Genomic DNA, 12,180 nt, shown 5'->3' with positions numbered 1-12,180 from the left:
AGATGTGTATAAGAGACAGGTTTTATACAATTCATTTTCTTCAATAAATTTTTCCTATCAAAATTATAGGTTAAGTAAGTTACAATTTATTAAAACATATGTAAACGGATTGTTATGAATAAGTAAGCAATGTGTAATTTGTACAAAATGAATTCAAATATTTCAATGAGAATTTACCTAAGATTAAAAATATGATTAAAAAAGAAGATTTGATAAAGATGTTATTAATCATACCATTGACTAAAAACAATCATTCTCATCAATTAAATACATTTGATGAATAATTGATGAGAAAAATGTTATCTAGAAACTAATTTCTGTTCCAACAAAATAGCGACGTCCATCTAAGGTTTTACCAAAGTCTTCATTGTCAACATCTTTATCAAACAAGTTATAAATACCCGTGTAAATTTTTGCTTTCTTGTTGATTTGATACGCTGCTCCCATATCCCAGAACGTATATCCAGGATACGTGACATACCTACTTTGTTTACCCATTCGCTTATTGGCGTTTTCTTGTCCGTAGTATGCCATCTTAGCCCATAAGTCCCAATTATGACTGATGTACCAATCCAATTGCATATTAAATTTTTGTTTAGGTGTACGGTTTAATGCACGTCCTTTATTGATACCGGTTTTTTGTTCTGTCTTTGTCCATGAATAATTTGACGTCAACAAGAACTCATTAAATAATGGCGTTTTAAACGTTAATTCAACGCCTTTAAGATCGGCTTTATCGACATTTTCTCTGCCTTGAACAAAATCAAATTTTTCTTGGTAACCATTCACTTTACATTTACCTTTTCCAGCTGGTCCCTGACAAATGTAATAAGTTTGAATCTTATCTTTATATTTTGTATAAAACGCCGTGGCTGAAGCATCTATTCCATAATCATTAGTATAGCCCAGTCCAATTTCGATATTGTCTGATTTTTCAGGTTTTAAATTAGGATTTCCCAGTACCATTCCTTTATTACCCGTGCCGGAACCCCCTGTAACTTGTCCCCAATCAGCAACGACTTGCCGTAATTGTGGTGTTGCATAACCCGTTGAATAGCCGCTTTTGAGAGTGAAATTATCATCAATATTCCATACACTATAAACTCTTGGATTCCAGTTGCTTCCATAATTTTCATCTTTGTTATAACGTAATCCAACAGTTAAATTCCAATTTTCTAATAAACTTATTTCATTTTCAGCAAATAGAGCATAATTCCAACGATCTATTTTTGTTAATGTCTTCTTCAATTGATTACCTTTATCGTGTAATTCTTGGTAATTATATTTTCCCCCTACTGTTAACATATTAATATTAAGCGGAATTGTTACACGGGTATCAAGATCGGTATTTCGAATTTTCATCTTTCTTTCCGGGTTATTATTACCTTCATAAGCAATAAATGAAGTTGTCGAAATATCACCAAACAGCCCAGTATGAGTTAAACTATACGTATTACGGCGATTATCACGAGGAAAATCGCCTCTATTCTTAGCTCGGGTATTACCCGCTGTTGCCTTACTTTTTTGAATTGAACGCCCCATATCTAAATCAAATCTTTGCGTATCTGTTGCATTTAAAGACAGCTTACCATTTAGACTTTGAAGTTTTTGTTGGGCATGACCATTCAAAAATTTATCTTCATTTCGTTTTGAATATTGACCATATAGTTGGATGCCAACTCTATCATCAACAATCGGTCCCATGACTGAAAAACTTCCTGTATAAGTGTTTTTTTCTTCAGAACGATAAGGAATTACAGATTCTAAACGTAATCCTGCATGCCATTTATCTGACACTTTTTTGGTAATAACATTAATTACCCCACCCATTGCATCAGAACCATACAGTGATGACATAGGACCACGGACTACCTCAATGCGTTCTATCGCCGTTAATGGTGGTAACCAACCTTGTTCAAATCCGGAACCATCACTATTTGGTCGCGTTTCTCGGGTACTGACCTTTTTACCATCAACTAAAATCATCGTATATTTGGCATCCATACCTCGAATGCTTATATCTGTTGAATCACCGCTACCGGTAATCGTGACACCAGGAATATCTTTTAACGCATCAGTGACATCACGATACGATTTTTGACTAATTTCTTCTGAGGTAATAACAGAAATGGTTGCAGGGGCTTCTTTGATTTGCTGTGCAAAACCCGAAGCGGTAACAACCATTGTATCAGTATCTGAACTATTCACAGCGGCTAGTGCTGTACTTGATAATAATAAAAAACCTGAATTAATGACATAATTTGTCAGTTTAAATTTTAGCTTAACGTTCATTTATTATAACCCCATTATTTATAATGATATTTTATAATTACCCATGAGTATGAACACTACATTAGATGATAATAATTATCAATATCTTTTATTAAATTATTTTTCGCTAGACAAGCAACCTACTTTAAATGATAATAATTATTATTTACATTTAATATAAAGGGTGTCTATGAACAGAAAGAAAAAATTGCTGCTAAGTAGCATTGCATTAATAGTTTTGGGGTTAACCGGTTGTCAATCACCGTCGACAATGACTGTCACAAACAATAGTGAAACGATCATCGTACCTAAATCTCCGAAAAAAATTGTTGTCATGAATTATGGAGCATTAGATACATTAGATGCTTTAGGTAAAGGCTCAATAGTGACGGCAACCCCACAATCGGTCATTCCATCCTATTTGAATCAATTTAAAAGGGATGATGTGGTTGATACGGGTAATATGAAAGAACCCAATATAGATGCAATTAAACAAACTAATCCTGATCTTATTATTATTGATGGACGTCAAGCAAATAAAAAAGATGAGTTGTCAAAAATTGCCCCAGTGCTTAATTTAAGTGTTGATAGCAAACATTATTTTGAATCAACAAAAAATCATATCAATTTGTTAGCGAGCCTTACCGGAACCGAAAACACAGCAACTCAACTCATTGCTTCGCTCAATAACAAAATCAACCAAGCTCAAAGAATGACCTCAGCAAGCCCTAAAAAGGCCATTGTCGCTATTCACAACAATGGAAAAATGATTCTTATTAATAATAGCTCAAGTGCTGCGCTTATCCATGATGTATTAAAAGTCAAAAGAGCGGTACCACTTTTAGCTAACCAGCTAGCTACAAATGGAGAACGCCCAGCACCTACTTTTGTTGACGATAAATATATTAAAACCGTTAAGCCAGATATTATTTTTGTCATTGACCGAAGTCATGCTATTGGTCAACAAGCCATGAAAGCCAACTATTTTGATACAAAAGTTCTCAATAAAAATAAAACCACCGTTGTCTATTTGACACCTGATCTTTGGTACTTATCTGGTGGTGGAGCAGAAAGTTTAGACCGTCAAGTGTCTGAAGTGCTCAATGCTTTAAACGATTAACATTTTGTTTAAATTAATTCATACAGCCCAATTAAAAGGCTGTATGAGTTAGCATTCAACAGATTTATCACATTAAATCGACCTACCCACAAGTATTCTTAGGTCACAAAATTTGAGAGGGTAATATTCAACTATTAAGTTGTGCTCGCATGATTTCAATCAAATATGGTAAATTTAACAGGTCAAAATCCCACTTTATACACTTGCCTGACGTTACCACTTAAAACCCATTTTCTGTTAATTAAGAATTTGAAAATCAGTATATTTACAATGCTTAAATGTGTTAAAATGCCGACATTTTAAATTAACAACAACTAATTAATCGATAAAATTTATTTTATTATCAATTTAATTCCTCTTTAAATATTAAGCATTATTATAAATATTATGAATATGTCATCCCCTACTATTGGATTTGTGAGCCTTGGTTGTCCCAAAAATTTGGTTGACTCAGAGCGAATTTTAACTGAATTACGAACACAAGGTTATCAAGTAGTACCAAGCTACGAAAATGCAGATTTAGTTATCGTCAATACTTGTGGCTTTATTGATAGCGCCGTACAAGAATCGTTAGAAGCCATTGGCGAAGCTTTAAATGAAAATGGCAAGGTCATTGTGACAGGCTGTTTAGGTGCAAAAGAAGATCAAATACGTAATGTACATCCTAAAGTACTTGAAATATCGGGCCCCCATAGCTACGAGGCAGTACTTACTCATGTCAATAAATATGCCCCTAAACCCGCATATAATCCCTTTACCAGTTTAGTACCACAGCAAGGTGTGAAATTAACGCCTAAGCATTATGCGTATTTAAAAATATCAGAAGGTTGTAATCACAACTGTACATTTTGCATTATTCCATCGCTACGTGGCGAAATGGTTAGCCGACCAATTGGTAATGTACTTGATGAAGCAAAGCGATTAGCTGATAGTGGCGTTAAAGAGTTACTCGTTATTGCTCAAGATACTTCAGCATATGGTATCGATATTAAAAATCGTACCAACTTTTGGAATGGTATGCCATTAAAAACTGATATTCAAACGTTATGCGAACAATTAGCAACGTTAGGCATTTGGGTAAGGCTCCATTATATGTATCCTTATCCAAGTGTTGATAATTTGATCCCGTTAATGGCGGATGGGAAAATTTTACCGTATCTGGATGTACCACTTCAACATGCCAGTCCTTCGGTTTTAAAATCAATGAAACGCCCAGGCACCATTGATAGAACACTTGAACGAATTCATAAATGGCGAGAAATCTGTCCAGATATTACTTTACGTTCAACGTTTATAGTTGGTTATCCAGGGGAAACAGACCAAGATTTCGAATTATTACTCGATTTTTTAAACAAAGCTAAGCTTGATCGTGTGGGATGTTTTCCTTATAGTCCGATTGAAGGTGCAGCAGCCAATCAGCTCGCAAATCAAATTCCGGAAGAAATTAAACAAGAACGTTTTCATCGTTTTATGCAATTACAGCAGACAATTTCTACCCAAAAATTACAAAATAAAATTGGCAAAACCTTATCGGTTATTATTGATGAAGTGGATGAAGAAGGCGCTATTGGACGCAGTATGGCTGATGCACCAGAAATTGATGGCGTTGTCTATTTAAATGAAGAAAAAAATGTTCACGTTGGTGATATTGTTCAAGTTGAAGTCGAACATTCCGATGAATATGATTTATGGGGAACTGTTAAACAGTAAACATATCCAATGAAACAACATTATCGAAACGAAATCAAAAAACTTATTGCCCTTTCGGTACCCGTACTGATAGCACAAATATCGCAAACAGCGATTACCTTCGTCGATACCATTATGGCTGGTAACTACAGTAACACAGCATTATCAGGGGTTGCCATTGCAGTCTCAATTTGGTTACCAACCATATTATTTGGACAGGGTTTACTTAGTGTCTTAACACCGATTATTTCCAATTTAAATGGGGCTGCTAAACGTCATCAAGTTGCTGATCACACTCGACAAGGAGTCGTTATTGCCTTGTTCTTATCAGTGATAATGATGTTCATTTTATACCATTCAGATAAACTGATTAGTTTAAGAAGTTCAGTTGAACATCCTATCGATCCTGAAATGGTTGAAGTTGCCGTTTCTTTTTTACGTGCCATTATGTGGGGTGTTCCCGCGTTCTTATTATTTTTAGTTTACCGAAATCAGTGTGAAGGGTTATCCAATACCAAACCAGCCATGGTGATCATCTTTATTGCATTACTTGCCAACATTCCCATTAATTATGTATTAATTTATGGAAAATTAGGTTTGCCTGCTTTCGGTGGAGTTGGATGTGGCATTACCGCAGCGATTATATTTTGGCTAATGTTTTTTTTAATTCGCCTTTATACGTTAACCACCACTAGCCAACGTGATATTCGTATAACACCTTTCACAAAACTTATTGATTGGTCAATTATTAAAAAAGTTATCCTGTTAGGCACACCTCTGGCATTGGCTTATTTTTTCGAAATGAGTTTATTTGCCGTCATAGCATTACTGATTGCCCCATTGGGTAAAATTACAGTTGCGGCACATCAAATCATATTTACGATTAGCAGTTTAACATTTGCCATTCCGCTTTCACTCGGTGTTGCTACTAGCATTCGTGTTGGTTATTTGTTAGGTCAAAAAAAGCTATCTCTTGCCAAACATACCGCATATATAAGTTTAGCTATTTCGTTGGCAATAGCAATTATTGTCGCATTAATTTTGGTTGTCTTTCGAACACCAATCATTGCATTATTTACTAAAGAAGTTGCTGTCATTACGATATGTATGCACCTAATTATTTTATTAGCAATCTATCAGGCTTCTGATTATTTGCAAGTTGTAGCCAGCAATGTGCTTCGTGGTTATAAGGATACGCAAAGCATCTTCTTTATTACATTGCTTTCTTATTGGGTAGTAGGATTACCTGTAGGTTATATCTTAGGTTTAACCGATCTGATTATAGCGCCAATTGGGGCTGCCGGTTTTTGGATTGGCATTATTTTAGGTCTGGCAGTCGCCGCTATTTTATTAATAGCCAGAATGATCTATATCCAAAAACAGCCTGAAGCAACAATATTAAATCGATCATCAAAATAACGATTTATTGGCTAGTAAGCCACTTCTCATCTTAATATTTAACACTTATCAAATTAACCGATAAGTGTTAAATCATTGATAGCCTCTACTCCATAACAACTATTCAATACAGTTAACCATTTTTAACTCAAACAGCTATTTTATTCCTTCGTTTAAGGCTGTTAAACGCCTTTTATTAGGTACATAAATGATAGAAAAATCATTTAGTTCAATTCAAATTGAATCAAACACAAAATGACGATATAAATTGATTAAATAATAATTCACTATATAATCACGTGCCTTGTAGATAAATTTAATATAGTGTAATAATGTTGTGAAGCTTTCTAAAAAAATTTTGTTTTCTCATTGTATTTGTCTTAGCCTTGCAGTCTTAGTCGTGTATTTATTAGGATATCCGAAAAGAATAGATCGTATATTGCTTACTTATTTTTCGTTAATTTTCCTAGGCAGATTCACCATTTTTCGATTTTTTTTTGGTCTATCATTTGTTATAGCTGCTCTTTACTTTCCCATTGCTTATTATTACGGCCCTCCTAATGTAGCAGTAATAAGTGCTTTGTTTGAAACAGACATGGACGAAGTAAATGAATTCTGTTCGCAAATATCGACTTATCTATTTTTGATTACCTTCTTACTTCTAATCGCTTTTGTTCTAATATTTATCAAACTGCCATTTCCTACTGTTCACAATTATTACCTGATTATTTTTACATTGATTTTATTGTGCTATAAACCGATTAAAGCGTATATTAAGTTTATCCCGACCCCTTCTCATTCACTGTCTGAAGAGATAATGGATAATGTGAAATATCCTTTTTTTGAATTTTATAAAGCGCTTTTTACCAGTGGAAAAATTTATTGTTCCGAGAAAGAAGCACAACTTAAACAAATTGAACAACAAAATACGATTCCTATTTTATCGGTTAATCCAGACCACAAAAATTACCTTATTATTATTGGTGAAAGTGTCCGTAAAGATTATATGAATGCCTATGGATTTAGTTATGACAATACGCCTTTTGCCACTCAACATGCAAATGTGATATGGGATGGTTTAATCGCACCCGCTTCGAATACGCAAGCATCTGTCCCTCATTTGATTAGCCAAGCTATTTATTCGGACGATAAAATAGTGAATGCTCAGTTAAATAATAATATTGTTAGTATTGCTAATGATGCAGGATTTGAAACTTATTGGCTTTCTAATCAAGGCAAACTAGGAAAAATTGAGATTACCGTACCTCGCATTGCCGCTTATGCAAACTATAACTTCTACACCAAAAAAGGGGAATATAATGGTAAGTCATCACACGGAAAACATGATACTTTACTATTACCAGAATTAGATAAAATATTATCAGATAAACAGGCTAAGCCAAGACTGATCGTCATGCACCTTATGGGATCTCATTCCAATTTTTGTCGTCGATTACAATTTGATATTCAATTCAATCTATATAACGAAAATATTTCTTGCTATGTCAGCAGTATAAAAGAAACGGACGACCTGATTAAATCAACAATTGATATACTAAAAAAACATAATGAAGATTATTCGCTTGTCTATTTTGCCGATCATGGTCTTACCCACTTGGATCAATATCAAGATTTAAGACATAACTGGGAATACCAAAATAGCTACGAAGTACCTTTTATTTTCTTTGATTCGAAAAGTACAACACAACAAAAAATTGAGAAAAAAATCTCAGGTTATCAGCTTGTTTACTTGTTAAGTAAATGGATGGGTATCACCTTAGATGTTTCACATGAATATATGCAAAACAAGTTGACAGATATACCACACCAAACAAAGATTAAAATTAAAGATTGGAAAAATGAGTTATATCCTTATGAGAAATTAAAAAAAGATCCGAATCCTTTTTTTATCAAATAAAATCATAATATCTTAAGATAGATCCAAAAAAAAACGCCATTATCTAAATGGTAATGGCGCTTTAAACAGGAATTACAATTATTTCAATAAATCATTGGCTTTTGCAATCACATTTTCAACTGTAAAACCAAATTTTTCAAATAACTGTTCTGCAGGTGCTGATTCGCCAAAACTTGTCATACCAACAATTTTGCCATTTAGCCCCACATATTTATACCAGTAATCACTAATTCCGGCTTCAATCGCAATACGCGCAGTGACTGAAGAAGGTAATACTGACTCTTTATAAGCGCAGTCTTGTTTATCAAATGCATCGGTTGATGGCATTGAAACAACCCGTACATTTTTCCCCGCTTTTGTTAATTGATGATAGGCTTCTACTGCTAATTCGACTTCTGAACCCGTCGCAATTAAGATCAACTCTGGCGTTCCTGCACAATCATTTAAAATGTAACCGCCACGATAAACATTGGCTAATTGTTCAGCTGTTCGTGGTTGTTGTTTAAGATTCTGCCTTGAGAAGATCAATGCTGTTGGACCATCTTTACGTTCAATGGCATATTGCCATGCTATGGCTGATTCAACTTGGTCACATGGACGCCAAGTACTGACATTTGGTGTTACCCGTAAACTTGCCATTTGTTCAACAGGTTGATGTGTTGGTCCATCTTCACCTAATCCGATTGAGTCATGGGTATAGACAAACAGTGAACGAATCTTCATTAAGGCAGCCATGCGTACCGCATTTCGTGCATATTCCATAAACATTAAGAATGTTGCCCCATAAGGAATAAAGCCGCCATGAAGTGCAATACCATTCATAATAGCAGACATCCCAAACTCACGTACACCATAGTGAATATAGTTACCATCCGGATTGGCTAAAATTTCTTTTGAGCCTGACCACATTGTTAAGTTACTTGGAGCTAGGTCAGCCGAGCCACCAAGAAACTCAGATAATACTGGTGCAAAAGCTTCAATTGCATTTTGTGATGCTTTACGCGTCGCTATCGTTGCTGGGTTTGCTTGCAATTTATTGACAAAATCGGTAGCCACTTGTTGCCAATTTTCTGGTAAATCGCCTTGCATTCGTCGTTTAAATTCGCTTGCAAGTTCTGGATATGCTTTGGCATAAGCTTCAAAGCGAGTGTTCCACTCATCTTCAATTTGTTTGCCTTTGGTTTTCGCATCCCACGCTTCATAATAAGCTTTAGGAATATCAAACGGCGGGTAATTCCACCCAAGTGCTTGACGGGTTGCTTCAATTTCAGCATCTCCCAGTGGTGCACCGTGACTGTCATGACTGCCCGCTTTATTTGGTGATCCAAAACCTATAACTGTTTTACACATCAGTAAAGAAGGTTTATCGGTCACAGCTTGTGCTTGTTCAATCGCTTGAGCAATGGCATTTGCATCATGACCATCAATACCGCGAATAACATGCCATCCATAAGCTTCAAAGCGTTTCGCGGTATCATCAGTAAACCAACCTTCTATTTCGCCATCGATTGAAATACCATTTTCATCATAAAATGCAATGAGTTTTCCTAATTTCAGTGTTCCAGCCAATGAACAAGCTTCGTGTGAAATCCCTTCCATCATACAACCATCACCCATGAATACATAGGTAAAATGGTCGACTATAGTATGACCTGGTTTATTAAATTGTGCAGATAAAGTTCTTTCTGCAATTGCCATACCAACTGCATTAGCAATGCCCTGTCCTAAAGGTCCGGTTGTGGTTTCAACGCCCGGAACATGACCATATTCTGGATGCCCTGCTGTGATTGAATGCAACTGACGGAAATTTTTCAAGTCATCAATGCTAACTTTATAACCGGTAAGATGTAGTAAACTATAAATTAGCATCGAAGCATGACCATTTGATAATACAAAACGGTCTCGATCTGCCCAAGTTGGATTGTTCGGGTTATGTTTTAAAAATCCACGCCAAAGTACTTCCGCCATATCAGCCATACCCATAGGCGCACCCGGATGACCTGATTTTGCTTTTTGTACACCATCCATGCTTAATGCCCTTATCGCATTCGCAAGCTCGCGGTGAGATAGCGTCGTTGCATTCATGTTTTAATCTCCAAAATATATTTTAAGTTATTCAAATTCATTTTTTCTGTATTTTTGAAACAGATTTATATTATTAACTTTATAAAAAAAAGTGAAAGGGGAATGGTGATTCCCCCTTTATTATTATAGAAGTGTTGCAATCATCTCTTCTAATTTACCTTGATCCACCGCAAAGGCACGAATTCCTTCTGCCAATTTTTCGACAGCCATGGCATCGCTATTATGTTGCCATCTAAATTCAGACTCGGTAATCGGTGCAGGTCGTTCAACGACAGTTTGATTTGGATACAGTTTTTGTTCAACAGGCGCTGTTGAATGTTGCATTTCAGCCAATAAATTTGGCGCAATCGTTAATCGGTCACAACCGGCTAATGCTAAAATTTGTTCAACTTTACGGAAGCTTGCCCCCATAACTATCGTTTTATAACCATGTTGTTTATAGTAATTATAAATATTACGTACTGATACCACACCTGGATCTTGATCGGCAATATAAGGTTCAATTGGTTTTTTAGCTTGATACCAGTCATAAATACGACCAACAAAAGGCGAAATGAGAAACACATTGACTTCAGCACAAGCACGTGCCTGTGCAAATGAAAATAGTAACGTTAAATTACAATTAATGCCCTCTTTTTCAAGAACTTCGGCAGCTTTAATCCCTTCCCATGTTGAAGCAATTTTAATCAAAATTCGTGATTTATCGATACCTTTTTGTTGATAGAGTTCTATAATTCGGCGGGCTTTTTCGATACAAGCTTGTTTATCAAAAGATAAACGAGCATCCACTTCTGTCGAAATTCGTCCGGGTACAATTTTCAAAATTTCCGCACCAATATTGACAGCAACTTGGTCACAAGCATTAACTAATTGTTGTTCTTTGCTACCACCTAATTTTTTTGCAGTTTCAACTGCAGAATCAATCAGATAACGATATTGAGGAAGTTGAGCGGCTTTTAATACAAGAGAAGGATTCGTGGTTGCATCTTCTGGTGAAAACTGTTTAATTGAATCGATATCACCTGTATCGGCAACAACGACGGTTAATTTTTTAAATTCATCTAATTGACTCATATACTTCTATATCCTCTACAGCTTCAATTTTCTAAAAGATTATAATAGCATTTATCTAGTGATAAAACGACTTAGCGACTCGTTATTTTAACGTTTTTATACATTTAACAATAACCTGAAATAGATAACAAAAAAGCAAAATTTTCACACAGTTGTGATAGCAATTATAGCTTGTTTATCTCTACTATCAGTTTGTTATTTTTACATTATAAATTGATTTTTTAATGTGACCTAAATCACGAAATTCACTTTATCAATATGAAAAATATCTCGATAAAAAATCAATCTAGTATTTTTCAGCTAATCGTTAACGCTATATTGACCAGCCCTAAAACAAAAATGCATGATATTAAATATTGACTAAATCCATGCATAAATCGTTTTATTCGCAAAATTACAACCAGCACAGTTATCACATTTTTTCGACTGACAAAAATCGGGTTGTTCTACAACGATGAGTTGCATCACTTTTTTCTTTACCCAAAAGTTTAGTATCGGCATAAGGGCACTTTCAGGCAATCTAAAATGACGTGCTATATCTTGCAATTCCACGCGCCCTTTTAATTGTACATAATCACGAATCGAGGTCATTAACATTTTCTATATTAGTCTTATAGGTTTTACC

8 protein-coding genes are annotated in these 12,180 nt (G+C 35.1%); 4 read left to right on the top strand and 4 right to left on the bottom strand.

Annotated elements, in window-relative coordinates:
* Positions 1 to 303 precede the first annotated feature (303 nt).
* Positions 304 to 2,292: a TonB-dependent receptor domain-containing protein gene (locus ACGH4F_RS04450; protein WP_411590151.1), complete on the bottom strand. Its 1,989-nt coding sequence runs from the start codon at positions 2,290 to 2,292 to the stop codon at positions 304 to 306.
* Positions 2,293 to 2,461: 169 nt separating this feature from the next.
* Here ACGH4F_RS04450 and ACGH4F_RS04445 point away from each other — a divergent pair, with 169 nt between their 5' ends.
* From ACGH4F_RS04445 to ACGH4F_RS04430, 4 genes are all read left to right on the top strand, one after another.
* A complete protein-coding gene (locus ACGH4F_RS04445; protein WP_267360634.1) occupies positions 2,462 to 3,391 on the top strand; it encodes a siderophore ABC transporter substrate-binding protein in 930 nt (309 codons plus the stop codon).
* 393 nt (positions 3,392 to 3,784) lie between these two features.
* Positions 3,785 to 5,101: a 30S ribosomal protein S12 methylthiotransferase RimO gene (gene rimO / locus ACGH4F_RS04440; RefSeq protein ID WP_267349635.1), complete on the top strand. Its 1,317-nt coding sequence runs from the start codon at positions 3,785 to 3,787 to the stop codon at positions 5,099 to 5,101.
* Positions 5,102 to 5,110: 9 nt separating this feature from the next.
* The gene (locus ACGH4F_RS04435; protein ID WP_411590149.1) at positions 5,111 to 6,499 is read left to right on the top strand and encodes an MATE family efflux transporter; all 1,389 of its coding nucleotides are present in this window, start codon (positions 5,111 to 5,113) and stop codon (positions 6,497 to 6,499) included.
* 574 nt (positions 6,500 to 7,073) lie between these two features.
* A complete protein-coding gene (locus ACGH4F_RS04430; protein WP_411590147.1) occupies positions 7,074 to 8,396 on the top strand; it encodes a phosphoethanolamine transferase in 1,323 nt (440 codons plus the stop codon).
* 78 nt (positions 8,397 to 8,474) lie between these two features.
* On the opposite strand, the gene tkt is transcribed toward ACGH4F_RS04430, so the two are convergent.
* The 3 genes from tkt to ACGH4F_RS04415 all read right to left on the bottom strand — a co-directional run bounded on the left by tkt (position 8,475) and on the right by ACGH4F_RS04415 (position 12,146).
* Entirely contained in the window at positions 8,475 to 10,481 is a 2,007-nt protein-coding gene (gene tkt / locus ACGH4F_RS04425) for a transketolase (RefSeq protein WP_267360627.1), read from the bottom strand.
* A gap of 123 nt (positions 10,482 to 10,604) precedes the next feature.
* A complete protein-coding gene (gene tal, locus ACGH4F_RS04420) occupies positions 10,605 to 11,555 on the bottom strand; it encodes a transaldolase (RefSeq protein ID WP_267349642.1) in 951 nt (316 codons plus the stop codon).
* A gap of 360 nt (positions 11,556 to 11,915) precedes the next feature.
* Positions 11,916 to 12,146, bottom strand: a complete 231-nt coding sequence (locus ACGH4F_RS04415) for a FeoC-like transcriptional regulator (protein WP_267349643.1) — start codon at positions 12,144 to 12,146, stop codon at positions 11,916 to 11,918.
* Positions 12,147 to 12,180 lie beyond the last annotated feature (34 nt).

Origin of the sequence: Gilliamella sp. CG35 (assembly GCF_046635745.1) — a bacterium.
GTDB classification, from domain to species: domain Bacteria; phylum Pseudomonadota; class Gammaproteobacteria; order Enterobacterales; family Orbaceae; genus Gilliamella; species Gilliamella apicola_I.
This window is presented reverse-complemented; position numbering and strand designations above follow the sequence as displayed.

Excerpts from the sequence above, each read along its gene's own strand:
- ACGH4F_RS04450 (WP_411590151.1), bottom strand. The coding sequence starts at position 2,292 with ATGAACGTTAAGCTAAAATTTAAACTGACAAATTATGTCATTAATTCA.
- ACGH4F_RS04445 (WP_267360634.1), top strand. The coding sequence starts at position 2,462 with ATGAACAGAAAGAAAAAATTGCTGCTAAGTAGCATTGCATTAATAGTT.
- rimO (WP_267349635.1), top strand. The coding sequence starts at position 3,785 with ATGTCATCCCCTACTATTGGATTTGTGAGCCTTGGTTGTCCCAAAAAT.
- ACGH4F_RS04435 (WP_411590149.1), top strand. The coding sequence starts at position 5,111 with ATGAAACAACATTATCGAAACGAAATCAAAAAACTTATTGCCCTTTCG.
- ACGH4F_RS04430 (WP_411590147.1), top strand. The coding sequence starts at position 7,074 with ATGGACGAAGTAAATGAATTCTGTTCGCAAATATCGACTTATCTATTT.
- tkt (WP_267360627.1), bottom strand. The coding sequence starts at position 10,481 with ATGAATGCAACGACGCTATCTCACCGCGAGCTTGCGAATGCGATAAGG.
- tal (WP_267349642.1), bottom strand. The coding sequence starts at position 11,555 with ATGAGTCAATTAGATGAATTTAAAAAATTAACCGTCGTTGTTGCCGAT.
- ACGH4F_RS04415 (WP_267349643.1), bottom strand. The coding sequence starts at position 12,146 with ATGACCTCGATTCGTGATTATGTACAATTAAAAGGGCGCGTGGAATTG.